Below are 25,680 nucleotides of genomic sequence, written 5' to 3'. Positions count from 1 at the left end.
ATTTTGGTTGTGGAACAGACAGAGGTTGCGAATTTTATAGCCAAATACGCTTCTATGCACGCAATATTCTTAAGTTCGTGGCTCAACATAACTAATTGTAAACACGATATTTTTATGGCGTCAGAGAGTCGTCGAATTTTCTGGTTGCGTCTGCATTGCTTGTGGATTATCTCGGTAGTATTTTTCGATCAACTCTTTACCGTAGATAACTTCGGTTTGCATGTGCAAAGCCATTAGAATCAAAGCAACGGTTGCAGATATGATATTTAACCATTTAGTGACACGTTTTCTTTTCTTTGGAGAGTAAACCGCGATATTAACCGTAACCAATACAAATGGGTAAGTAATTAGAATAACGAGAAAAACACCTAGATAGTTTGAAATTGCCATTGGCGTATCGTAGCCCACAAGCACCTCTTTCCGTGAAGTAGAGGCTCTAATCTAACGCTGAATGGTGTCTAATATTGAGGAATCATCTATTTACATTATCGTTTATTCTAATAACTTGAAGTCACTCGTAAAGAACTTGATTAGAGGTTTATTCCATCGTTTTGAGACATAAAAAAATGCCAGACACTACGGTCTGGCATTTTCTTTTATTTCACTGAATTACTCTTCAGTGTCGTTGTTTTCGCTTGGCGCTTCGACGGAATCAGTAGCTTGAGTAGCCTCGCCTTCGGCAGTATCTTCGCCTTCAACTAGCTCTGCTTCTTCTACTTCGTCGATACGTTGGAGGCCGACAACATTTTCGTCTTCAGCAGTACGGATCAACGTGACACCTTGCGTGTTACGACCAACTTGGCTAACTTCCGCAACTCGAGTTCGTACTAGAGTACCAGCGTCGGTGATCATCATCATCTCGTCGCCTTCTTCTACTTGTACCGCACCTACAACAGGGCCATTGCGCTCAGAAACCTTGATAGACACAACGCCTTGAGTCGCACGACCTTTAGTTGGGTACTCTGCAAGCTCAGTACGCTTACCGTAACCGTTTTGCGTTACCGTCAGAATGTCACCTTCATTTGCAGGAACAATCAGAGAAACAACTTGATCATCTTCAGCAAGTTTCATACCACGAACACCCGCCGCAGTACGTCCCATTGCGCGTACTTTATCTTCTGCAAAGCGAACCACTTTACCCGCTTTCGAGAACAACATGATATCGCTTTGACCATCGGTAATATCAACACCGATCAGCGAATCGTCGTCACGTAGGTTAACTGCAATTAGACCATTTGCGCGAACATTCGCGAATTGGTCAAGTGAAGTCTTCTTAACCGTACCGTCACCCGTTGCCATGAAGATAAACTTCTCAGCACTGAACTCGGAAACCGGTAAGATCGCAGTAATACGCTCACCTTCTTCTAGAGGAAGAATATTGACGATTGGCTTACCACGAGCAGTACGACTTGCTAGTGGTAGTTGGTAAACTTTCAGACGATAAGTCTTACCGCGAGTCGAGAAACATAAGATGTTGTCGTGAGTATTCGCAACAAGCAAGCGCTCGATGTAATCCTCTTCTTTCATCTTCGTTGCACTCTTACCTTTACCACCACGACGCTGTGCTTCGTAATCGCTTAGAATTTGGTACTTAACGTAACCTTCGTGAGATAGCGTCACAACAACATCTTCACGAGCGATCAGCTCTTCCATGTCAATGTCGTGGCTTGCTGCTGTGATTTCTGTGCGGCGAACATCGCCGAACGCATCACGAACAGTTTCTAGCTCTTCACGAATCACTTCCATCAGACGCTCAGTGCTTGCAAGAATATGCATTAGCTCTTTGATTTCGTCCAATAGTGCTTTGTACTCGTCTAGAATCTTCTCGTGCTCAAGGCCAGTCAGCTTGTGTAGACGTAGATCTAGAATTGCTTGTGCTTGTGTTTCAGTCAGGTAGTACTGCCCGTCACGGATACCATATTGCTCTTCCAACCAATCAGGGCGAGCAGCATCGGTACCTGCACTTTCAAGCATAGCTGCTACGTTGCCAAGGTCCCAACCACGAGCCACTAAGCCCGCTTTTGCTTCTGCTGGCGTTGCTGCGTTACGAATCAATTCGATGATTTCATCGATATTCGCTAATGCAAGGGCAAGGGCTTCAAGGATATGGGCACGATCACGCGCTTTTTTAAGTTCGAAAATAGTACGGCGAGTTACCACTTCACGGCGGTGATCAACGAAGCACTTCAACATATCTTTCAGGTTGAATAGCTGAGGCTGGCCATTATTTAGCGCAACCATGTTGATACCGAAAGTCGTTTGCAGTTGAGTTTGTGCGTATAGGTTGTTTAGAACCACTTCGCCCACTGCATCACGCTTACATTCAATAACAATACGCATACCGTCTTTATCAGACTCATCGCGCAGCGCACTGATACCTTCAACTTTCTTATCTTTAACTAGCTCTGCGATCTTTTCGATCAAGCGTGCTTTGTTAACTTGATAAGGGATTTCGGTAACAATAATGGTCTCTTTACCATTCTTGTCTGCTTCCACATCCGCTTTCGAACGCATGTAGATCTTACCACGGCCAGTCTTGTAAGCATCGACGATGCCTTTACGGCCGCTGATTAGCGCTGCTGTTGGGAAGTCTGGACCAGGAATGTAGTCCATTAGTTCATCAATAGTGATCTCTTCATCATTGATGTATGCAAGACAGCCATCAATTACCTCAGTCAAGTTATGCGGAGGAATGTTGGTTGCCATACCTACTGCGATACCAGAAGCACCGTTCACCAATAGGTTAGGAATTTTAGTTGGTAGAACTGCAGGGATCTGCTCAGTGCCATCATAGTTAGGCACGTAGTCTACAGTTTCTTTATCTAGGTCAGCCAAAAGTTCGTGGGCAATTTTTGCCATGCGAACTTCGGTGTAACGCATTGCTGCCGCTGAGTCACCATCGATCGAACCGAAGTTACCTTGACCGTCGACCAGCATGTAACGAAGCGAAAACGGCTGAGCCATACGTACGATAGTATCGTACACAGCGCTATCACCATGTGGGTGATATTTACCGATTACGTCGCCAACAACACGGGCAGATTTTTTATATGGTTTATTCCAATCATTACCTAGTACATTCATCGCGAATAAAACGCGGCGGTGTACAGGCTTTAGGCCATCACGCACATCTGGAAGAGCACGACCCACGATGACTGACATCGCGTAGTCTAGGTATGAACCTCGAAGCTCATCTTCAATGTTTACGGGCGTGATCTCTTTCGCTAGATCGCTCATAGAGCCATTATCCCTCTATTTATAGATCGTATGTACAATACGCTTAAGGTGCAAAAATATAACATACATTTCAGTGGTTCGGCATTACTTTCCCTCTCCTTTTATCAGGTTGTGAGCTTGGTTGTGAATCAAACGCTGAGAAATTGCACACTCTTCTGATATCTTGCTGATTAATGGTTATATTTTACTCACCTATAGAGAAAAGTGATCCCGTCTATGGAGTGTACGAACTTAACGGGTATAATGCCTTTCATTCTAGGACGCGGTTAATTTAATAGAGTAGTTATGACCCAATCACAAAATGTCGATCCAAATGAAATTAAGAAGTTTGAGGATATGGCCTCACGTTGGTGGGATTTAGAAGGCGAATTTAAGCCTTTACACCAAATCAACCCATTACGCCTTAATTATGTTTTAGATAATTGTGACGGTCTTTTTGGTAAAACTGTCCTAGACGTAGGCTGTGGTGGTGGCATCTTAGCTGAAAGCATGGCCAAAGAAGGCGCTGTAGTCACTGGATTGGATATGGGTAAAGAGCCTTTAGAGGTTGCTAGGCTACACGCTCTAGAGACTGGTACCAAACTGACCTACATTCAAAGTACTATCGAAGACCATGCTGTAGAAAACCAAGGCAAATATGATGTCGTGACCTGTATGGAGATGCTAGAGCATGTCCCTGATCCACTGTCTGTCATTCGCGCTTGTGCCGCTCTCGTTAAGCCAGGTGGTCACGTCTTCTTTTCAACACTTAACCGCAACCTTAAGTCTTATCTATTCGCGATTGTCGGCGCAGAAAAGCTGTTGAAGATTGTCCCTGAAGGCACTCATGATCACGATAAGTTCATCCGCCCTGCTGAGCTGATCAAGATGGTTGATCAAACAAACTTAACCGAGACAGGAATTACTGGTCTTCATTACAACCCTCTCACCGATACCTATAAGCTAGGTCGAAAGGTAGATGTAAATTACATTGTCCACACCCAGAAATTTTAACATTTATCACATACTAGATGTAGTGGTTACGAATAAGGCGATAGCACAAGCTCATCGCCTTTTTTAGTGCCAATTGAAGCAATTTTTGTCGGTTTGATTCCAAAATAATCAACGCAAAAATCGAAGACAACTTTGACCAAAGATCAAGGAATTTTTTTTTGTTTATGGTTACTTCTAAACCGATCTAAAAACGGTAATTAATTACAATCTTATCTACTCTAACTTCATCGGTTAGTAGTCACTTACTGTTTTTTTTAATTTTGTTAGTTATCCACAAGTCATCCAAGATCTGCAACTTGAAAAGACGCATGGATAGCACTATCTTGTAACTCGCACCTTGGTGCACCCCTATATGTTGTGTTTGTACTACAATATATAGATAGACTTTGATCACAAAGCCGGAACGATTTTTACAAGAATTACACAAAAATACGGCTTTTATCAGTTTTGTTAGGGAAATGAAGCAGAATGAACCAACAACTTACCGTTACTAAGCGTGACGGACGCAAAGAAAGTATCGATCTCGAGAAGATCCACCGCGTTATCACCTGGGCTGCCGAAGGTCTAGATAACGTCTCTGTATCTCAAGTAGAACTGCGCGCTCACATTCAGTTCTATGACGGTATCACTACCTCTGATATCCACGAGACAATTATCAAATCTGCAGCGGATCTGATCTCTGAAGAGACGCCTGATTATCAATACCTAGCGGCACGTTTGGCTGTATTCCATCTGCGCAAGAAAGCGTATGACCAGTATGAGCCACCAGCATTATACGATCACGTTGCTCACCTAGTTGATATGGGTAAGTACGACCAGCACATTCTGGAAGACTACACCAAAGCAGAACTTGATGAGCTCGATGCATATATCGACCACAAGCGCGACCTAAACTTCTCTTATGCGGCCGTTAAGCAGCTTGAAGGTAAGTACTTTGTTCAAAACCGTGTATCCGGTGAAATCTACGAAAGTGCGCAGTTCCTTTATATCCTAGTTGCTGCGTGTCTGTTCGCGAAATACCCGAAAGAGACGCGTCTTGATTACATCAAACGCTTCTACGATGCGACATCGACATTTAAAATTTCTTTGCCTACTCCGATCATGTCGGGTGTACGTACCCCTACTCGCCAATTCAGCTCGTGTGTCCTGATCGAATGTGGCGATAGCCTAGATTCTATCAACGCAACGGCAAGCTCTATTGTTCGTTACGTTTCTCAGCGAGCTGGCATTGGTATCAACGCAGGTCGTATCCGCGCTCTAGGTTCAGAGATTCGTGGTGGTGAAGCGTTCCACACAGGTTGTATTCCTTTCTACAAATACTTCCAGACGGCAGTAAAATGTTGTTCACAAGGTGGTGTCCGCGGCGGTGCTGCAACTGTTTTCTACCCATTATGGCACGGTGAATCTCAAGCTTTGATGGTTCTCAAGAACAACCGTGGTGTTGAAGAGAACCGTGTTCGTCATATGGATTACGGTGTTCAACTAAACCGCCTCATGTACCAGCGCTTGGTAGAAGGTGGCAACATTACTCTGTTCTCACCATCTGACGTACCTGGTCTGTACGATGCGTTCTTCGAAAACCAAGATGAATTCGAGCGTCTATACGTTCAGTATGAGAACGATCCTTCAGTAAAGAAAGAATCGGTTAAAGCTATCGAGATGTTCTCTATCTTGATGCAGGAGCGCGCTTCTACGGGTCGTATCTACATCCAAAACGTTGACCACTGTAATACACACAGCCCATTCGATTCAGAAGTGGCACCTGTTCGTCAATCTAACCTATGTTTGGAAATTGCGCTGCCGACTAAGCCGCTAAAGAACGTAGAAGATGATTCTGGTGAAATTGCACTGTGTACGCTATCAGCATTCAACCTTGGTGCAATTAACTCTTTAGATGATTTCGAAGAGCTTTCTGATCTTGTTGTTCGCGCTCTAGACGCACTATTGGATTACCAGGACTACCCGCTACCAGCAGCATACAAGTCAACGATGAATCGCCGTACTCTAGGTGTTGGTGTTATAAACTACGCTTACTACCTTGCGAAAAACGGTGTTAAGTACTCCGACGGTAGCGCAAATGGCCTAACACACCGTACATTTGAAGCAATGCAATACTATTTGCTCAAGGCTTCGGTTGCGCTAGCGAAAGAGCAAGGTAAGTGTCCTTTATTCGAAGAAACAAACTACGCTAAAGGCCTAATGCCAATCGACACGTACAAGAAAGATATAGATCTAGTTTGTGACGAAAAGCTTCATTACGATTGGGATGGTTTACGCCAAGAGATCATGACACATGGCCTACGTAACTCGACCCTAACAGCGCTAATGCCTTCTGAGACGTCATCTCAGATCTCTAACGCGACAAACGGTATTGAGCCACCTCGGGGTTATGTTTCAGTAAAAGCGTCGAAAGATGGCATCTTGAAGCAGGTTGTACCTGATTTCCTAGAGTACAAAGACAACTACGAACTGCTGTGGAATATCGGCTCAAACGATGGATACCTACACCTAGTAGGTATTATGCAGAAGTTTGTTGACCAAGCAATTTCAGCGAATACTAACTACGACCCAACGCGTTTTGAAAGTGGCAAAGTGCCAATGAAGAAACTGCTTCAAGATCTGCTTACAGCGTATAAGTTTGGTGTAAAAACACTCTACTATCACAACACACGTGATGGCGCGAGCGACGATCAGAAAGACGCAGTGCAACCACAAGACGATGACTGCGCAGGCGGCGGTTGTAAGATTTAAACCATAATCCTTACCAAAGGGTTATCAAGGCTTAACAAATAATTCGCCCCTCTCGCAGAGGGGCTTAAAAGGAATTGAGGCACCATGGCTTACAGTACTTTTAACCAAAACAAAAATGACCAGCTAAAAGAACCTATGTTCTTGGGTCAGTCAGTCAATGTTGCTCGTTACGATCAACAAAAATTCGAGATCTTCGAAAAGCTCATTGAGAAGCAACTGTCTTTCTTCTGGCGCCCAGAAGAAGTCGACGTATCAAGCGACCGTATCGATTACAACAAACTGCCAGAGCATGAGAAGCACATTTTCATCTCTAACCTTAAATACCAAACATTGCTAGACTCTATCCAAGGACGCAGCCCAAACGTTGCCCTACTGCCTTTGGTATCACTGCCTGAGGTAGAAACTTGGATTGAAACTTGGTCTTTCTCTGAAACCATTCACTCGCGTTCTTACACGCACATCATCCGTAACATTGTGAATGATCCTGGCCTAGTGTTTGACGACATTGTCGAAAACGAACACATCCTGAAACGTGCAGAAGATATTTCGCGCTACTACGATGAGTTGATCCAAATGACCAATGATTACCATCGCTACGGCGAAGGTAACCATACAATCAATGGCGAAGAAGTGAAGATTACTCTTCACGAGCTTAAGAAAAAACTCTACGTGTGCTTAATGTCGGTTAACGCACTCGAGGCAATTCGTTTCTATGTTAGTTTCGCGTGTTCATTTGCATTCGCAGAGCGTGAGCTTATGGAAGGTAACGCTAAAATCATCAAGCTCATCGCTCGTGACGAAGCTCTTCACCTAACCGGGACTCAGCACATGATTAATTTGCTGCGCAACGGTCAAGATGACTTCTCATTCATGCAAATTGCGGAAGAGTGTAAGCAAGAATGCTTTGACCTGTTCAAAGACGCTGCTGAGCAAGAAAAAGAGTGGGCAGAATACCTATTCAAAGATGGTTCGATGATCGGCCTAAACAAAGACATTCTATGCCAATACGTTGAGTACATCACTAACATCCGTATGCAGGCCGTGGGCCTAGACGTCGCTTACCCAGAAGCAACATCTAACCCAATTCCTTGGATTAACGCATGGTTGTCTTCAGATAACGTTCAGGTTGCGCCACAAGAAGCAGAAATATCATCTTACCTGGTTGGTCAGATCGATAGTGATGTTCGTGCAGACGACTTTAAAGATTTCGAGCTTTAAACCGCAAAGGATTGATAGATCTTTATGCCAAATATTAAAATCAACGCAGTCACGGCTATTCAGTCACATCCGTCAAATACCATTCTAGAAACAATGGAGAACGCGGGTCTAGAGCCAGAATATAACTGTAGAGATGGCCACTGTGGCGCTTGTCGATGCAAGCTTATTTCTGGTGAAGTTGAATACGTTGGTTTTGCGATGGCATACACGCAAGATAAAGAAATCTTACCATGCATCTGTAAAGCGAAAACAGACATCGAAGTAGAAGGTGTCAATTACTCGCTTAAAGAAAAACGCGCATAAGTATGCAGAACATAAAAATGGCCAGCATTACGCTGGCTATTTTTATATTTGAACTCGAACACCTGACAAAAATTCATCTGCAGTCAGCATTGAAACGGGCTTATCTGCGATCTCCCTTCCATCATCATCAAACAACGATAATCGGTAGCCTAAACAGTCACCGCTTGGCTTATCTTCTGGCGCTTGTAACCACAAAGAGATAACATCTTGATGTTTTCCGTTAAGTACTTCACCTAGAAAGACTTTTTGGCTCGCCACTTGATACCAAACGAGGATCTTTGACTGAGTAAACATGCTAACCTCCTTGAGCAATTTAATTCCCGAATTGTCATTCTATAGGTTATTTTGCCGATTGCACGTTTCAAATCTAAGACAATTTCCTGTTCTATTGAAAATCATCCAGTTAAGCTATATTCGAATTTGGCATATAAAAATAATATGCGCACAAATGAGTAATAAGAAACAGTTTCATTCACTTAATACGGAATAGCAGACTGAGCCAATTTGACAAAACTGGCTCTCTCGCCTAGTTGAATATTTATGCTTGCAACATGCTTCGAGGAACGAACATCTCTTTGTTACTAGTAAGTGAACTGTATTGAACAAACATGGGTTTGCCATTGAGGTACCGACGAAGCATATCTGCTGCAACAGTCGTAATCACCAAAGTCCGTTCTTCACGAGTATAACGGCGGTTGAAAGTCAATGTCTGTCCCCACTCACCTTCAGATGTCGCAAGTGCCACTGAAAACGTTTTGTCTGCGACTTTTCCGGTTACAATGGCGATGTCCGTTGCACATTTTTCCTTAGTCGCACCCGCTAATGCAAATGACGCTGCAAGGGGATCATCACTTTCATCACCTACAGTGACACGCTCGCCAAGCACCCAACCATGCCCACAATATTGTGCCGCCGCTTCTTTGGATTGTAGCCAGTGAGATAAAGCACCATAAGTAGATTGCTCTGCAGTCGCTATAGATTGCTTACGCTCTTGGATTAGGTACGCGACGTGGTCTTGCATTGACTCATCCACACTGACCACGTTACTTTCAATAAGGCTGAAGATGATTTGAAGCAACTTAACTCTGTTATCTAGGTCATTTCTAGGCCCGAATAGCTTTACTTCAATGTAGGGAAGATAAGAACGGTAGCCTAAGGTATATCCATCAGGAAGGTGGACCTTATCAAGTTTGTCAGACAAAGCAGATTCTGAGGTTCCAAAAGTATAGAGCTTACTGCACTCCTGCCCTAAAACATTGGTGTGTATGTTTTTCATATCAGGTAGAATTTGCTGTTCTACCATCATTTTAAACTCACTAGGCACACCTGGAGTGAAGTAGAAGTCACAACTATTAAAGCGAACTTTAAACCCACACGCAGTTCCGATCGGGTTATCGAGTAGAACTGAACCTTTTGGCAACATGGCTTGCTTGTGATTACTCTCCGGCATCGCCAGACCACGTGTAGCAAAGAAATGCTCTAGCTTTTCTAACCATTCTGGGTATAGCTCTAGCTCTGTCTCCCCAGCAACAGCCGCAGCCTGCGCACTTAAATCATCGCTCGTAGGGCCCAATCCCCCATTTACAACAACCACATCACAATTGAAGCTCAGCATCATGAGTTCCTCTACCAATGCAGACATTTCGTCCCCAACGGTAGAGCGTTTGGTGACACTGAAGCCATGTTCAAAAAATCTTTGAGATAACCACGCAGCATTCGTATCGACGATGTCTCCATGGAGGACTTCTTCCCCAGTGCTCAGCATTGCGATTTTCAACATTATTTTATCCTTAGTGGGAAAATGTCACATATTTTAAGAGTTTAACTGATATTTATTATGGTATTAGGCCAAAAAAGAACTAAGTTTCTTATTTAAGACAATTATTGGTTCCTAATCTGCCAACTTTGTCGGATACTTGTGACCGTGATCATTAAAATAACAACGATGGAGTACTCCGTGTTAAAAAAAAGCATTACCGCTTTAGTATTATCAGCCTCTGCCCACGCGAGTGCCAATGTCTATGATTCTAACCAACATATTGAGTTCTCATACGCAGTAGATCAAGCTGAATCAGACACGTTTTTCTATCACTCTTATCAATATCAGCAATCCGATCCATTTTCGCTCAGTTTGACAGAAAACGACCTAAAACTAGATGGCCCAGGCCTGCCCAAGTATCTGACAGTATCAGACGGTAAAGATTGGGATTACCTTATGGGGCAAACCTATACCATATTAGGCCTAAGTGTCGCGACAGTCGGCCTGATGACACTTCTACCTGAATCAATCACTAAGTGGGACGAGGAAGACCGCGATATAAGCGGTTTAGGCTCAAAGTGGAAAGATAATGTCACTTCTGGTCCCACTTGGGATCGCGATGAACACTTTCTCAACTACATCATGCACCCCTATTTCGGCGGCGTATATTACACTGCAGCCAGACATGCTGGGTTCAATGAGTTTGAATCGTTCCTCTACTCTGCCACTATGTCGACATTCTTCTGGGAATACGGCGTCGAAGCGTTTGCCGAAGTACCTTCATGGCAAGATATTTTTATAACTCCTTTTTTTGGTGCCGTTGTGGGCGAAATGATGTTTGAAGCTGAACAGGATATCGTCGCCTCTGGTGGTGAAGTGCTCGGCTCAGAAACCGTTGGTGATGTTTCATTGTTCTTCCTTAACCCTGTTGGTCATATTCATGGCTGGGTGAGTGGTGCTTGGGGTGGCAGTGCAGAGTTTCAGTACAGCAGTAAACCTTGGTTTGGTAATCAAGACGCAGCCAAATTCGCTCTGGATGCAGGAGCAAGCTACGACGATGTATTTTATGGCGTAGAAATGAAAGTAACGTTCTAAATCTAATCTTTTTGTAAAAGCGATGTCTTACATCGCTTTTTTTGTGCTCGTTGTAAAAGATCAGTAACAGTGACAACGATTTAGGGGGAAAACTTGACTCAGGTCAAACCTAACCTACCGCTTCATCCTAAAATGAAATTAGGCACTGAATTAGTCTTTCGTCGCTTTAGAGATTGAAAGAGCATGCCTTACTTAGTGTTAGGAGGCCCAATATGAACAGCACATTTATTGTCAATTTTGTTGGTAAAGCGACACCTGCGACTATCAAGCAGCTTGCTGCAATCACTCATGAAAATGGGGGAAAGTGGCTTATTAGTAAAGTTAACTTCATTGAAGATCAGGTCGCTGCGGTAATAAAAATTGAGTTGCCGAGTGTTAATGAACAACTCGTAAAAGACGCATTTACATCTCACCCTGATTTGTTGGTGCAATTGTCAGAATCAAATCAGCATGCTCACGATGTTGATGCAATTTACCAACTCAGACTCGACTCCAACGATCGTGCTGGGATTGTCAATGAAATCACCCATGTATTAGACGGGCAAGGAATCAGTATTTTGGATATGGACTGCCAACGTGTGTTCATTGCAGGTGGTGGCGGTGTAAGTTCAAGCTTATTTACAGCAAATCTATCGATTCGATTACCAACGCAAATCAATATCAACGATGTCGCCAATGAGCTTGAATCTCTTAGTGAAGACACTCGGGTAATGGTTGAAAGCTAGCACCAACCCAAATAAAAAGAGAGCGACCAATCGCTCTCTTTTCTCACCTACTACTTCACGGACCACTGAGACAGTGAACGTTTGAAGTCTGAATAGTCAAATTCATTTAGCTTTTGAACCTCTCCTGAGGTTCTCTCACAAAAGACCGACGGCATACGTAGACCATTAAACCAGTTAAGCTTAACCATGGTATAACCTGCGCTATCCATAATGTGTAAACGTTGGCCAATTTCGAGCGGTTGGTCGAACTTAGCGACACAGAACTGGTCACCCGCTAAGCAAGAGCAGGAGCCTATAACGTATTCGTGCTCACCATTATTCGATGCCTCAAGAATTGACGCTGGCTCATCATAAATTAAGGTATCTAAACGGTGCGCTTCTGTCGCAGAGTCAACAATCGCTGTTTTCTTTACGTTTTCGACGATATCAACCACGGTCACAACAAGGTCAGTGGTCTTGGTAATGATCGCCTCTCCCGGCTCCAAGTACAGTTGAACGCCGTGTTTGACCGAAAACGCTTTCAGCGCCACACCCAGTTTCTCAATATCGTAGCCAGGCCAGGTGAAGAATACTCCGCCCCCCATACTAACCCAATCGAGCTTGTCCAAGTAGTCGCCAAACTGTTCAGAAATAGAATTCAATAACCCAATAAACGCGTCCACATCTTTGTTTTCACAGTTCATATGAAACATTACGCCATCAATATCTTCAAATACTTCTGGTTTTATGTGGTCAACCTGTACGCCTAAACGAGAGAACTGACGAGCTGGGTTTGCCAGATCTTGACCCGCATAACTGACACCAGGGTTCAAGCGTAGCCCAAGCGACGCTTTACCCTCAACAATATGACGATAAGCAGCCAGTTGAGACTGTGAGTTGAAGATCATCTTGTCACAGATATCAGCCACCTCACGTACGTCATCTTCACTGTAACCAACACTGTACGCGTGTGTTTCGCCACCAAACGTTTCATGACCAAGCTTTACCTCAAAAGGACCAGAGCTTGTGGTGCCATCCAAGTAAGGCTTGATAATGTCAAACACGCCCCACGTAGAGAAACACTTGAGTGCCAATACCAGTTTCACGCCGGAGATTTCTTTAAGCTGTTTTGCTTTCTCCAGATTTTCAATCAACTTATCTTCGTTGATCATAAAGTAAGGGGTTTTGAGTTGTTCTTTCTGAAATGTCATCTTATGCACTCAAGCAGAATCTAATGATAAAAAGTCACCGCTGATGAAGTTGGTATTGAGTATGTTTATTTTGTCCTGTTTGAACGAAGTGAGTTACAAAATAAACATGGTTAATACCAACATCGAATAGATCGCCATGACCGAAAAAGGGAACACTGCTGTCCCCTTTTGATACCAAACTAAAAAAATTCAGTCGTTACTTTTTAAGTTCGTGAATTACTGGCAGACCTTGACCCGCTTCAAGCTCTTGAACATGCCAGTCAAGACCAATGCTTGGCATGGTTTCTAGGAATGGGTCTGGGTTTAGCTGTTCCATGTTGAACACACCTTTATCCGCCCACTCACCACGGAAGAATTGTAGCGCTGCAGTAATAGCAGGAACACCTGTAGTGTAAGAAATCGCTTGGTGTTCTACATCTTCGTAAGCCACTTCGTGGTCTGCGTTGTTGTAGATAAATACGCTACGCTCTTTACCGTCCTTCTTACCTTGTACCCAAGTGCCGATACAAGTTAAGCCAGTGTAACCCGGAGCAAGTGAAGTTGGGTCTGGAAGCAGTGCCTTCAGTACGTGAAGAGGTTGAACAACCGTACCATCATGCAGTGTTAGTGGGTCTGGGCTAAGCAGGCCAATATCACGCATACAGTTAAAGTAGTTTAGGTATTTGTCACCAAAGCCCATCCAAAACTCAATACGTTTCGCTGGGATAAACTCTTTCATTGAACGAACTTCATCGTGCGCCATTGAGTAAACTTTGTGTGTGCCACAGTTAGGGAAGTCAAACTCAAGCATACGCGAGTGACAAGGGACTTGTTTCCACTCTTGGTTTTCCCAGTAGAAAGAGTCACCCTGAATTTCTAACATATTAGTTTCTGGGTCAAAGTTAGTTGCGAACTTTTTACCGTGATCACCAGCGTTAACGTCCATTACGTCAATCGTATCGATCTCATCGAACAGATGCTTCACTGCATAAGCTGCAAATACTGACACAACACCTGGATCAAAACCTGCGCCTAGAATACCTGTAATGCCCGCTTCAGCAAACTTCTCACGGTAACCCCACTGCCAATCGTAAGCTTGAGGAACCTGCTGACCTTCAGAACATAGGTCAACCGCCACTGATGTATCTAGGTAGTTCACCTTCGCTTGGTAACACGCTTCCATGATCGTCATATTGACCCACGGAGGACCGGCGTTGATAACAAGATTAGGCTGCACTTCTTTGATGAGTGAAACTAATGCATCTACATCATCAGCGTTCACTGCACGCGCTTCCAATTTCTTCGAGCTATCTTTTAGGTTGTTCTTTTTCTGGATAGATTCGATGATTTTTTCACATTTACTTACTGTGCGAGAAGCAATAGTAATGTCACCAAGAACATCATTGTTTTGCGCTGCTTTATGTGCAACAACCCAACCAACACCACCTGCACCAATTTGTAAAATAGCCATAGTATTACGTTACCTTTAATTCGCTAGCTCAGAAGCTAAAATTTTGATTTTATTTAGTAAAGATTCAAAGTCAGAGATCTTTAAGCAAGGGTTTAAAATAGTAAATTTAAGCGCAGACTTACCATCCACTACCGTTTCTCCAAGAACGGCAATGCCGCGAGTTAGGGCTTCTAACCTTAGAGTTTTATTCAGTTCATCCAAATCACAGGCGCCGGATTCATTAAATCGAAACAGAACGGTAGAAAGCGATGGTTCTACCAGTAACTCAAAACAGGCATCATTATCGATTAGTCCCGCAACCTGCTGAGTCTGTTCAAGCAAATGATCATACATTTGACCTAACGTATCAGGGCCTACACTTTGCATCGTCATAAAGACTTTCAGTGCATCAAAACGCTTGGTCGTCGCAATCGATTTATCGACTAAGTTAGGCAATTCATCATGTTCGCGGTTGAGGTAATCGGCATGATGGAGCAGGAACTTAAAGTTCGCTTTGTCTTTTAGCAACACAGCGCCACAGCTGATTGTTTGATAGAACAATTTGTGGAAGTCAACGCTCACGGAGTCTGCTCGCTCTATACCTGATAAACGCGATTTATGACTGCTGAGAATCAACGCGCCGCCGTAAGCACTGTCAACGTGGAACCACAACTTGTTTTGTTCAGCGATATCAGCAATGGATGCAAGATCATCAATCGCACCATGGTCGGTTGTACCTGCTGTGCCGACAACAGCGAATGGGATCAAACCTTGCGATTTGAGCACTTCAACTTGTGTCGTTAATGCATCTACTTGGATGGTTCCGTTTGAGTTAGCCTCTACACAACAAACCGCGTTTTCACCAAGCCCAAGCAGTGACGCCGATTTTTGCACCGTGAAGTGAGACTTTTTTGAGCACAAGATACGAAGCTTGCTCGCGTACTCTGGTAGCCCTGACTTTTGAATCGAATGTGAATCGAGCTTATCGGCAATCCAATCGCGCGCAAGTAGTAATCCCATCAGGTTACTCTGCGTCCCACCACTGGTGAAGATACCGTCGGCTTGAGTACCCAACTCATACTTCTCGCACATCCAGTCAATCACTTTCTGTTCAACGTAAGTGGCTGCGGATGCTTGATCCCAAGAGTCCATCGATTGGTTTAGCGCAGCGATCATTGCCTCTGCAACAATCGAAGGCATCAGTGGAGGTGTGTGAAGGTGAGCGATACAATCTGGGTGCTGCACTATGATTGAATTCTTGGCAACCAAATCTGCCGTCTCACCAATCACGTCAATCAACGAAGCGTTTTTATTGTCCAAATCAATAGCATTGATTGCTTGCTCTAACTGTTTAGGCTCTAAGCCAGAGTATGGCGCATCAATTTGCTCAAACACAGCTTTCATTTTCGCTGTAGTATGATTCATGACTTTAGCGAACTCGTCACTGCCGGACTCGCCAGTGTGGACGAAATGTTGCTTCCACTCAGAATCACTATATGCGCAATCTAGATGGCGACCGCCCGCGACAATAATCGCCTCTTCAAGCACTCGCAAAGCAAAATCGATCTGCTCAAAAGAGATGATCAGCGGAGGAAGGAAACGAATCACAGAACCGTCACGTCCACCTTTCTCAACCATCAAGCCTCGCTCTAACGCAGCACGTTGAATTTTTAAGGTGAGGTCACCGTCGGCGACAGGCTCACCAAATTTATTCAGTTCATTGCCAGGCTTGCGAATTTCAACACCAAGCATTAAACCCTTACCACGAACTTCTGCGATGCAATTTACTCGTGCTTGAATCGCTTCTAGACCGTGACGTAAATACTGACCAGCAATATTAGCGTGCTCAACTAAGTTGTCGCGTTGGATAATTTCTAACGCTTTGGCACCAGAGACCATCGCTAGCTGGTTGCCACGGAATGTGCCCGTATGCTCGCCCGGTTTCCAAGTGTCATGCTGCTTGTTAATCACTAGCAACGACATTGGCATACCGCCACCAATGGCTTTCGACAAACATAAAATGTCTGGAACTATACCCGCTTCTTCAAACGCAAAGTTGTTGCCTGATTTGCCGACACCACATTGAATTTCATCAAAAATCAGCAAAATTTCATGCTCATCACAAATACGACGTAGTTCTTTAAGCCAGAAAGCCGGAGCTGGAACAACCCCGCCCTCACCTTGCACAGGTTCGACAACGATAGCCGCAGGCTTCATGATACCCGCTTCATCATCGTGTAATAGACGTTCAATGTAGCGAATGCTCGCTTTGGCACCCTCGTCACCACCTAAGCCAAATGGGCAGCGCAAGTTATATGGGAATGGCATAAAGTGAACATCGGACATTAGACCTGTTCTACGCGCTTTAGTACCAAGATTACCCATCATGCCCATGGTGCCGTTGGTCATGCCGTGGTAGGCACCGCGGAAGGCGAACATGGTGTTTCTGCCTGTTGTTTGTTTTGCAAGCTTAATCGCCGCCTCAACTGCATCGGCGCCAGACGGCCCACAGAATTGAATCACACAATCGTCAGCAAGCTCTTGGGGTAAGAACGCTTTTACCGTTTTGATAAAGTGAGTTTTCGCTTCAGTTGCAATATCAAGCGTTTGGTATGGCAGACCGCTGTCTAGCTGAGTTTTTAGTGCTTGATTGATCTCTGGATGGTTATAACCCAAAGCCAGGGTCCCTGCACCTGCAAGGCAATCTAAGAATAACTGACCACGCGTATCCTCAACAAGTGCACCATAGGCCTGTTTTATTGCAATTGGCAAACGTCGTGGATACGAACGAACCTCAGACTCATGCTGTTCTTGCTCAAGCAGTATTTGATCAGGTGTAAGATCGTAAGTGCCTTCCAAGATTGGAATCTGAGATGAAAAAGGAGTTGCGATAGTAGTGTTCGTCACTGTGTTATCGACTTCAAAGGCTATGCTCATGATTTAATCCCTTGAAATGTAGTTCTTTCCCTCATTTGAACGAAATCTAAATTGAGGGTACAGCAAGCCGCAGCGCAAATTAATTAAATAGCGCGTACGGAAAATCGATCCATCGTGGATGGATTACATATCGAGAAATTAGATCAAGGTTCAGTAATGCAACTGTCCTGTAAAACAGGGCATTGTGGAAGAACTAAGCTGATTAATGTGTGTTTGTTATGTGAGTTCAATGTTGGGTTTCCCATTCATATGCCGCACTGCGACATTAGTATCCCGTCTATCGACAAAAGGGCTTGTCGATACCTACCCTACGTGATGTCCACTCAGCCCGAATGCCATCACGCGTATCCCCCAGAATATCCTAATTTTGACTCATCTCCGAGATTGCGGCGAAAATTATCATAAATTGAAATCATCTGGCAATAATTTTTCACCTTCTCGCCAAAATAATCATTCAGCTATCAAAAAAAAGACCAACCGATAAGGGTTGGTCATTTCTCTGGCAATAAAGTTTACGCCGCATCTGTCTTAAGCACCTGAGTCAACATTTCCAGTTCATTGGTAATCGAGTTGTTTTCAACCAACCCCGCGTCTTCGAACGCGTTAGTGACTCCTTCCAAAATAATGGTTTGTTCTCGCCCGTCATCCGTCACCGTCATCACTACATCATCTCCATCGACTTCAGTGCTGATGGAGTCAATTAAGTCACCGACCAATACATTGTCATCTTCTTCTAGGATACCTCGCAAATCGATCAGGTCGTTACCTAAATCAAAGTTATCGACAACATCAGTACCGTTGTCTAGTGTTGAGTCTAACCAAGTAAACACATTGTCGTTTTCATCACCGAGCATAACTTGATTACCCAATTCTGCATCTAGATCATCCCCTTCAGCGGCAGACAGAACCTCATATTCAGGAGACTCAGACACATCAATCGTGACAGTCGATTCATTACTAATCGCAAGGTCTGAATCTACCGCAACATAATCAAACGTGACATCTTCGGTGATATCTTGCGTACCTGATAGGTATCTAAGTTCCCAGTTACCTCCCGTTGAACTCAACTCCATCTCCACAATTGGATTGTCTGGTGAAGAGTAACTGAACTCATAGAGGATTTGCTCGTTGCCAACATCACCTTCATCTTTCTGGTATTGTTCAACGTGCGTCGTACCATCAGCAAAGGTATAAGTTACTTCGACGTAGACACTGCTGTTAGTATTAAACTCCGCACCCATACCATCTAAACCAAAAGTCACCACATCAAGCGGGTTATCGCTAAAGTCAATAATCAAAGCTTCTTGTTTGTTCATCCCGTTACCATCAGTATCACCGATACCCCAACCTACATGCGGTTGATCTCCGGTGTACTGTTTGAGTGGTTTATTATTATTGTCAGTAATGGAAATACCTATGGTGTTGCCATTATCTAATGTAATAAGACGCTCAGTGTCACTCACCCACTCGCCCCAGTTATAAAAACCATCATCATCTAGCACTATGTCATCAGGGTCCCCACTGTAACCAATCTCAAATGGATCACCTGGGCCTGGGACATAGGTGAAGTTATCTGGATCAAACAGCTTCGCTGGGTCTATTTCTTCACCCATAACATGAAGGTCAGCTTCTGTTAGCACTCGTGTCTCACCAAAATCATCGGTGTAGAGTAACGTGCCATATTGAGGAAGATATGTAATCATGACATTGAGTTCAACACCATTAAAGTCATCATCTTCATCAGAGATGTGATCCAAACCCTCATCATCGGAGTCGAAAATAATCGGTACAAAGATCGCGTCTCCGGCATCAACATCAAAGTCTTCGGTAACTGGGAGTTCATTGACATTGAGTTCGCTAAGTACGACATCAATGTCTGTAGATTTCTGTATACCAAACCCTTCTACCTCTGTAGCGGTGACAACCAAAGTATGCTCATTGGCAAGCGCTTCAAAGTTATTGGTAAACGCCAACACCCCTGCTGCAGTTAAACTTATGTTCCCATTGGTTGGATTAATCTCGAATAGCGGCTCGTCGTCGTCATTAAAGATATTTGTTTTAATGCTGTAGGTGACGTCCTCACCGTCTGCATCCGTCGCAGAAACGGTACCAATCACGTAGTCCTCTGTATTGTTCTCCAAATAGGAGAATGCGTACTGGTCGCCGTCGTTTGCATCAAACACTGGCGCGTTGTCATCAAGGTTGACCTCATCAAGGTTTACCGTCACATCGGTGGTTTTAACTGGGCCTAAACCTTCGTCTTCAGTGGCAGTAACCACTATGCTGTGTTCGTTTTCGGCCAACTCATAGTCGTTGGTAAATGCAGCCACACCCGCCGCTGTTAGGCTAATTTCCCCTGTGACTGAATCGATTTCAAACAGTGGCTCTTCCGCGTCATTAAACACATTGGTCTTAATACTATAAGTAACGTTTTCACCGTCGGCATCTGTCGCAGAAACGGTGCCTATCACATACTCATCGGTCGAGTTTTCGTTATATTCGAAGTTGTATTCACCCCCTTCATCGGTGTCTTCAAATACTGGTGCGTTGTCATCAAGGTTGACCTCATCAAGGTTTACCGTCACATCGGTGGTTTTAACTGGCCCAAAACCTTCGTCTTCAGTCGCAGTGACCACTATGCTGTGCTCATTCTCTGCTAGCTCGTAGTCGTTGGTAAACGCGGCCACGCCCGCCGCTGTTAAACTAATTTCCCCTGTGACCGAGTCAATTTCAAACAGTGGCTCTTCCGCGTCATTAAACACATTGGTCTTAATGCTATAAGTGACGTTTTCACCGTCGGCATCTGTCGCAGAAACGGTACCTATTACATACTCATCGGTCGAGTTTTCGTTGTATTCGAAGTTGTATTCACCCCCTTCATCGGTGTCTTCAAATACTGGTGCGTTGTCATCAAGGTTGACCTCATCAAGGTTTACCGTCACATCGGTGGTTTTAACGGGTCCTAAACCTTCATCTTCAGTCGCAGTGACCACTATGCTGTGCTCATTCTCTGCTAGCTCGTAGTCGTTGGTAAACGCGGCCACACCCGCCGCAGTTAGGCTAATTTCCCCTGTGACCGAGTCAATTTCAAACAGTGGCTCTTCCGCGTCATTAAACACATTGGTCTTAATGCTATAAGTGACGTTTTCACCGTCGGCATCTGTCGCAGAAACGGTGCCTATCACATACTCATCGGTCGAGTTCTCATCGTATTCGAAGTTATACACTCCCCCTTCATCAGTATCATCAAATATAGGGGCATTGTCATCTTCGTTCAGTTCGGTGAATATCACATCGACATCGACGGACTGCGGCTCACCAACGCCATCACCTTCGGTCACGGTGACAACAATGTTGTGAACATTTTCTAAGATTTCGAAATCATTGACGAAAGACTCTGCCCCCGCTTCAGTAAGGCTAATAACCCCAGTATCGGGATCAATTTGGAACAAATCCTCTCCACCTTCGTTTTGGATATTGGTCGAAATGCTAAAAATTAAGACATCGTTATCTGGATCCTCAGCCGCAACTTGACCGATCGGGACATCAGCCGCGGTGTTTTCGGGAATATCGAAACTGTATACGCCATCTTCAAACGCAAAGGTAGAGAGTTGCTCATCTTCTCCACCTCCACCACCAGGAATAAAATCATCAGTTGCGACAAATTGTGGTAAGTCATTGGTACCATTAATAGTAACCGTGACACTTCCGACTGTGCCGTCGGTAGACTCAATAGGGAATACATCAATAAGAGAATCACCAATATTAAGCTCATCAAAAGCACTATTGGCAACGTAGGTCCAATTACCATCTGCATCAATAGAAAAGACACCGTTGTCACCCGCTACACCATCTTGGGGGACAAAAGTTGGGACATCAGTTTCTGTTGCGACAACCGTACCAGTAATAACCCAAGGAACATCCGTTTCAAAGACAGTAACCGCATCGTCTCCAACAAAGACCGCTTGTGCCACTAAATCTAGTAAAGTAAGACTTTGGGTCTCAGACAACCCCTGAGATTCAAGCCCAGAAGTATCAAATTGAGTTTCAGCTAATGTTTCTGCACCAGTTCGCTCAATGTCTCCCGTCCCTGTTGGACTGGAACCATTTTGCCCCCCGGCCGCGGTCGCAAAGTCTTCATTCTGAGTCGGGTCGACCCCCTCTTCAATCTGCTCGATGATCGACGCAATTTCATTGTCTAAATCAAGATTGAAGTTGTCACCACCGTCGCCTATAAGTTGCGCCTCTATCTGAGGTTCAGTCGCAGCCGTCGCTCCTTGGCCGACCACTACGATAACTTCTCCCGGCCCCGGCACTTCTCCAGGTACTAGTTCTCTTATTTCACCATTGATGTCAATTACTACAGTCGTACTAGCTAACATGAATGGTGCTAGACTTTTCGCATTCATAACCAAATTCCCATTTGTGCGATATAAGTCCCCCCACCCCCTACAACAGGTGTTAAAACTTTCGCGTACTCCCACACCTTATAAAGCTAGACTCGTCATTACTGACAATCTAGTAAATAACAAAAAAGTCCAAACGAAAGTTTATAAGTCACTAATAAGTAACCCCCGTAATTTCGCATAAAGATTCTCACTTTTGGTTTACGTCGACTAAGCTTTTGGTACTTACTGTGGGGCCATGGTGCTCCTGTAATAACTTGACTATCGACTTGGCGGATATTAAGGAGGCTCCCTTGAACCTGAAAAAGTCACTCATTGCTAGCTGTGTGGTTCTCGCGAGCTTTACTGCTTACTCTCAAACCCTGGAACAAGCAGTCGCAATCACACTCGCTACTAACCCCGAACTAAAAAGCACTTACAACCAATTTAAGAGCGCGGTAAAACAAGCTGATGCTTCAACCGGTGCTTACCTACCTAGCCTAGATCTCGATGCGGGCATCGGTTATGAAGGAATTGACCCGGCGGATTCAACCGGGAGGAGCGATACTGATCTCACAAGAAAAGAAGCAACTCTTAGCCTCACCCAACTGCTATGGGATGGTAATGCAACACTCAATGATATGGACAGAACAGCAGCCGATGCTGAATCTGTTCGCTTTCAACTGCTAGCGGATGCGTCTGATTTAGCACTACAAGTGACACAAGTCTACCTAGATGCAGTGAAAGCCACAGAGATACTTGCACTATCTGAAAGCAACCTTTCCGTGCATAAAGAAATTTATCGCGATATCCAACGCCGTGCCCAATCGGGAATTGGCTCGACTGCAGACGTATCTCAGGTCGAGGCAAGGATTGCTAAGGCACACGGCAATTTACTCGCCGCACAGAACAACTTAGTTGATACCCATACTCAATTCACACGTTTAGTAGGGCAACAACCATTAGGGTTGATCTACCCAAGAGCAGATGAGACTAAACTTCCTCTATCTTTACAAGATGCTCTGGTTGAGGCATTTGATAAGCACCCTGTTATCAAAGTCTCTCTTGTAGACGTCGATTCAGCTCGTTTTCAATACAAACAGTCTAAAGGGAACTATTACCCTACCCTCTCCATTGAAGCGAGCCAAACATGGCGTGATGATGCTGGTGGTGATCGAGGTAGCAGCGATGAAACGCTAGCTATGCTTCGTATGCGTTACAACCTCTACAACGGTGGCTCAGACAGTGACCTGTCTAAACGCGCAGCTTATCAGCTAAACCAAGCTAAAGACCTGCGAGACAACGCTTACCGACAAGTAGAAGAAAGCCTTCGTTTATCATGGAGTGCGTTAGATCTGACACTTCAACAGAAGAACTTTCTTGCAGACCATGTCGATTCAGCCTCCGAAACTGTGATTGCCTATGAAAAGCAATACCGGATTGGACAACGAACCTTACTTGACTTGCTCAATACTGAAAACGAACTGTTTGAAGCGAGAAAAGACTACTTAGATGCTCACTATGCCGAGCAGTACGCTAAATATCGCGTAATGAATGCCACCGGAAATCTACTTGATGCGCTTCTGGTAGATACACCTGACGAGTGGACTGAGCGAGTGGAGTACTGATATGAAAGTAACACAATTAATCCCATACACTCTTATGGCTTTTATACCATTCAGTGCTGTAAATGCCGATGAAGAATATGAATACATAGAAACCCCCATCGCCAATCAAATATCTGACTTGACGGATGATGATAGAGATGGCGTTGTCAATGCTCGTGACATCTGCCCGGGAACCCCCTCAGGTGCGCAAGTTGACAATGACGGCTGTGGCGCAGCGATTTTTGAAGAAGAAGAGCGACAACTTCGTATTTTATTTGCCAATGACTCTTACGAAATTAACCCCATCTTCTCAGACCAAATTCAAACAATGGCAGAATTTTTAGAACGCTACAAATCGGCATCAATTCAAATCCAAGGCTACGCCAGTAAAGTAGGCACAGCGGAATACAATCTAGAGCTATCAAAGAAAAGGGCGCACGCAGTTGAAGATGAGTTACTCTCATTTGGTACTGAACCGAGCCGAGTAACGATTGTAGGATACGGCGATACTCGACTTGAATCGGACGGTGTCGATGAAACTTCTCATGCTCTAAATCGACGAGTGACCGCTACCGTTGTAGGCCTCAATGAAGAAGTAATTGAAGAGTGGACTATCTTCACAGTATTGGAGAAATAGCATCACTTACCCTAAAAAAAGCGCCCATCTCGGGCGCTTTCTGCTTTATCTAGTGTTGGTCTTTAGTGCTGAGATTTGACCTGTGCGTTACTCTCAACACTTGCGCTCTTCTTTGGCAGCGAGATGTGCAGTAGGAAATAACCTAACAACGCTGCTGTCGTCGAGCCCATCAATATGCCAAGCCGCGCATAGGTATCAAACTCTACATTCACTGGACCAAAGGCTAGCGACGAAATAAAGATCGACATCGTGAAGCCGATACCACACAGCACCGATACTGCGAAAATATGGCGGAACGTTATTCCTTCGGGCAATTTAGCTACCCCTGATTTCACCGCAATCCAACTGAACGAGAAAATACCCAAAGGCTTACCAAGCAGAAGGCCCATTGCGATACCTAGTGGTAGCATTGAAGTCAAACCGTCTATCGATACACCCTCTAACGAAATGCCTGCGTTAGCGAAAGCGAATAATGGCAGAATACCGAATGCCACGTATGGGTGCAGTGCATGCTCCATATGCTTGAGCGGAGAATGCTCACCCTTTTTACCTTGAAGTGGAATTGCAAAGCCTATAACGACACCCGCTAATGTTGCATGCACGCCCGATTTCAATACAGCAAACCACAAGATGGCACCAACAATCATATACGGGGTCAACTTGGTTACCTTCTTGGCATTCAGTATAAATAATGCCGCCGTCATAGCAAAGCCCACTGCCAAGGCGGTCGTTGACAAATCGCCTGTATAAAATAGAGCAATGATAACAACAACACCCAAGTCATCAATGATCGCAAGAGCAAGCAAGAAAACTTTCAGGCTAACGGGTACACGCTTACCTAGTAGCGCCATGATACCCAGTGCAAAAGCAATATCCGTTGCCGCTGGAATCGCCCATCCCTGCACCGCTTGAGCATCGCCGTAATTGAACATTAGGTAAACCAGTGCTGGGGCTACCATACCGCCGACTGCAGCGATTGCCGGGAAGATAGCGGTTTCTTTTGACTTTAGCGCTCCCTCAAGCAGCTCTCGCTTAACCTCAAGACCAATCAATAAGAAGAATACTGCCATCAAACCATCGTTGATCCAGTGCGAAATCGACATACCAAAAACATAAGTGTGTAAGAAAGCTTGGTATACATCGTTAAGAGAAGTGTTTGCGATTGTCATTGCAATAGCAGCAGCAATAACTAATAGAATGCCTCCGGCAGACTCCATTTTGAAAAAATCGCGAATAATATCATTCATGATATTGTCCTTATATTTATTATGTTAATAAGCGATTAACAATGAATACAGTCGAGTTTATAGAGTTGGTTACATCAGGGAAAATCGATTGTTTGGATGATATGCTTCGGTTTTTCCGATATGCGCTTCTCAATGTTCGCCTTCATTCTCTGTTTCATTATAGGCAA

At 44.4% G+C, this 25,680-nt stretch carries 17 protein-coding genes; 8 read left to right on the top strand and 9 right to left on the bottom strand.

All coding sequences use genetic code 11. The features are described from left to right. Positions 1-120: 120 nt before the first annotated feature. Positions 121-408, bottom strand: coding sequence for a hypothetical protein (locus tag APB76_RS00275; RefSeq protein WP_054963011.1), 288 nt, complete (start codon positions 406-408; stop codon positions 121-123). 201 nt (positions 409-609) lie between these two features. Next, positions 610-3,237 carry a DNA topoisomerase (ATP-hydrolyzing) subunit A gene (gene gyrA, locus APB76_RS00270; RefSeq protein WP_054963010.1) on the bottom strand — a complete coding sequence of 876 codons (2,628 nt, stop codon included), beginning with the start codon at positions 3,235-3,237 and terminating at the stop codon, positions 610-612. A gap of 285 nt (positions 3,238-3,522) precedes the next feature. On the opposite strand from gyrA, the gene ubiG reads away from it, so the two are divergent. The 4 genes from ubiG to yfaE all read left to right on the top strand — a co-directional run bounded on the left by ubiG (position 3,523) and on the right by yfaE (position 8,502). Further along, a complete protein-coding gene (gene ubiG, locus APB76_RS00265) occupies positions 3,523-4,230 on the top strand; it encodes a bifunctional 2-polyprenyl-6-hydroxyphenol methylase/3-demethylubiquinol 3-O-methyltransferase UbiG (RefSeq protein ID WP_054963009.1) in 708 nt (235 codons plus the stop codon). 468 nt (positions 4,231-4,698) lie between these two features. Beyond that, the gene (gene nrdA / locus APB76_RS00260; RefSeq protein ID WP_054963008.1) at positions 4,699-6,981 is read left to right on the top strand and encodes a class 1a ribonucleoside-diphosphate reductase subunit alpha; all 2,283 of its coding nucleotides are present in this window, start codon (positions 4,699-4,701) and stop codon (positions 6,979-6,981) included. Positions 6,982-7,065: 84 nt separating this feature from the next. Continuing rightward, the gene (nrdB, locus tag APB76_RS00255; RefSeq protein ID WP_054963007.1) at positions 7,066-8,199 is read left to right on the top strand and encodes a class Ia ribonucleoside-diphosphate reductase subunit beta; all 1,134 of its coding nucleotides are present in this window, start codon (positions 7,066-7,068) and stop codon (positions 8,197-8,199) included. A gap of 24 nt (positions 8,200-8,223) precedes the next feature. Beyond that, on the top strand, positions 8,224-8,502 hold the full coding sequence (gene yfaE, locus APB76_RS00250; protein ID WP_049845180.1) for a class I ribonucleotide reductase maintenance protein YfaE: 279 nt from the start codon (positions 8,224-8,226) through the stop codon (positions 8,500-8,502). Positions 8,503-8,544: 42 nt separating this feature from the next. On the opposite strand, the gene APB76_RS00245 is transcribed toward yfaE, so the two are convergent. Both APB76_RS00245 and APB76_RS00240 read right to left on the bottom strand, forming a co-directional pair. Further along, positions 8,545-8,796, bottom strand: a complete 252-nt coding sequence (locus APB76_RS00245) for a hypothetical protein (RefSeq protein ID WP_049845179.1) — start codon at positions 8,794-8,796, stop codon at positions 8,545-8,547. A 244-nt stretch (positions 8,797-9,040) separates the two neighbouring features. Further along, positions 9,041-10,282: a CinA family nicotinamide mononucleotide deamidase-related protein gene (locus APB76_RS00240; RefSeq protein ID WP_054963006.1), complete on the bottom strand. Its 1,242-nt coding sequence runs from the start codon at positions 10,280-10,282 to the stop codon at positions 9,041-9,043. A 177-nt stretch (positions 10,283-10,459) separates the two neighbouring features. Between APB76_RS00240 and APB76_RS00235 the strand changes: the two genes are divergently transcribed. Next, on the top strand, positions 10,460-11,356 hold the full coding sequence (locus APB76_RS00235; RefSeq protein ID WP_049845177.1) for a DUF3943 domain-containing protein: 897 nt from the start codon (positions 10,460-10,462) through the stop codon (positions 11,354-11,356). A 212-nt stretch (positions 11,357-11,568) separates the two neighbouring features. Further along, positions 11,569-12,081: a glycine cleavage system protein R gene (locus APB76_RS00230; RefSeq protein ID WP_054963005.1), complete on the top strand. Its 513-nt coding sequence runs from the start codon at positions 11,569-11,571 to the stop codon at positions 12,079-12,081. Positions 12,082-12,131: 50 nt separating this feature from the next. On the opposite strand, the gene nspC is transcribed toward APB76_RS00230, so the two are convergent. The 4 genes from nspC to APB76_RS00210 form a co-directional block, all read right to left on the bottom strand. Further along, positions 12,132-13,271 (bottom strand): carboxynorspermidine decarboxylase, encoded by a 1,140-nt coding sequence (nspC, locus tag APB76_RS00225; RefSeq protein WP_054963004.1) that lies wholly within the window; start codon positions 13,269-13,271, stop codon positions 12,132-12,134. Between the two features lie 196 nt (positions 13,272-13,467). Next, positions 13,468-14,721: a carboxynorspermidine synthase gene (locus tag APB76_RS00220; RefSeq protein ID WP_049845174.1), complete on the bottom strand. Its 1,254-nt coding sequence runs from the start codon at positions 14,719-14,721 to the stop codon at positions 13,468-13,470. Between the two features lie 15 nt (positions 14,722-14,736). Next, positions 14,737-17,637 (bottom strand): pyridoxal phosphate-dependent class III aminotransferase, encoded by a 2,901-nt coding sequence (locus APB76_RS00215; RefSeq protein WP_054963003.1) that lies wholly within the window; start codon positions 17,635-17,637, stop codon positions 14,737-14,739. 512 nt (positions 17,638-18,149) lie between these two features. Further along, positions 18,150-22,046, bottom strand: coding sequence for a VCBS domain-containing protein (locus APB76_RS00210; RefSeq protein ID WP_064429676.1), 3,897 nt, complete (start codon positions 22,044-22,046; stop codon positions 18,150-18,152). Positions 22,047-22,336: 290 nt separating this feature from the next. On the opposite strand from APB76_RS00210, the gene APB76_RS00205 reads away from it, so the two are divergent. Together APB76_RS00205 and APB76_RS00200 are read left to right on the top strand one after the other, a co-directional pair. Further along, the gene (locus tag APB76_RS00205) at positions 22,337-23,650 is read left to right on the top strand and encodes a TolC family outer membrane protein (protein ID WP_054963430.1); all 1,314 of its coding nucleotides are present in this window, start codon (positions 22,337-22,339) and stop codon (positions 23,648-23,650) included. Position 23,651: 1 nt separating this feature from the next. Further along, on the top strand, positions 23,652-24,266 hold the full coding sequence (locus tag APB76_RS00200; protein ID WP_049842943.1) for an OmpA family protein: 615 nt from the start codon (positions 23,652-23,654) through the stop codon (positions 24,264-24,266). A gap of 62 nt (positions 24,267-24,328) precedes the next feature. Here the strand turns inward: APB76_RS00200 and nhaA are convergent, their stop codons facing one another. Beyond that, positions 24,329-25,513: a Na+/H+ antiporter NhaA gene (gene nhaA / locus APB76_RS00195; RefSeq protein ID WP_054963429.1), complete on the bottom strand. Its 1,185-nt coding sequence runs from the start codon at positions 25,511-25,513 to the stop codon at positions 24,329-24,331. Positions 25,514-25,680 lie beyond the last annotated feature (167 nt).

Source organism: Vibrio bivalvicida, from assembly GCF_001399455.2.
Taxonomy (GTDB): Bacteria; Pseudomonadota; Gammaproteobacteria; order Enterobacterales; family Vibrionaceae; genus Vibrio; species Vibrio bivalvicida.
The sequence above is the reverse complement of the archived record's forward strand: the minus strand, read 5'-3'. Positions and strand labels throughout refer to the sequence as shown.

Coding starts and splice junctions, on each gene's coding strand:
- APB76_RS00210 (WP_064429676.1), bottom strand. CDS start 22,046: ATGAATGCGAAAAGTCTAGCACCATTCATGTTAGCTAGTACGACTGTA.
- APB76_RS00230 (WP_054963005.1), top strand. CDS start 11,569: ATGAACAGCACATTTATTGTCAATTTTGTTGGTAAAGCGACACCTGCG.
- APB76_RS00215 (WP_054963003.1), bottom strand. CDS start 17,637: ATGAGCATAGCCTTTGAAGTCGATAACACAGTGACGAACACTACTATC.
- gyrA (WP_054963010.1), bottom strand. CDS start 3,237: ATGAGCGATCTAGCGAAAGAGATCACGCCCGTAAACATTGAAGATGAG.
- yfaE (WP_049845180.1), top strand. CDS start 8,224: ATGCCAAATATTAAAATCAACGCAGTCACGGCTATTCAGTCACATCCG.
- ubiG (WP_054963009.1), top strand. CDS start 3,523: ATGACCCAATCACAAAATGTCGATCCAAATGAAATTAAGAAGTTTGAG.
- APB76_RS00245 (WP_049845179.1), bottom strand. CDS start 8,796: ATGTTTACTCAGTCAAAGATCCTCGTTTGGTATCAAGTGGCGAGCCAA.
- nhaA (WP_054963429.1), bottom strand. CDS start 25,513: ATGAATGATATTATTCGCGATTTTTTCAAAATGGAGTCTGCCGGAGGC.
- APB76_RS00200 (WP_049842943.1), top strand. CDS start 23,652: ATGAAAGTAACACAATTAATCCCATACACTCTTATGGCTTTTATACCA.
- nrdA (WP_054963008.1), top strand. CDS start 4,699: ATGAACCAACAACTTACCGTTACTAAGCGTGACGGACGCAAAGAAAGT.
- nspC (WP_054963004.1), bottom strand. CDS start 13,271: ATGACATTTCAGAAAGAACAACTCAAAACCCCTTACTTTATGATCAAC.
- APB76_RS00240 (WP_054963006.1), bottom strand. CDS start 10,282: ATGTTGAAAATCGCAATGCTGAGCACTGGGGAAGAAGTCCTCCATGGA.
- nrdB (WP_054963007.1), top strand. CDS start 7,066: ATGGCTTACAGTACTTTTAACCAAAACAAAAATGACCAGCTAAAAGAA.
- APB76_RS00220 (WP_049845174.1), bottom strand. CDS start 14,721: ATGGCTATTTTACAAATTGGTGCAGGTGGTGTTGGTTGGGTTGTTGCA.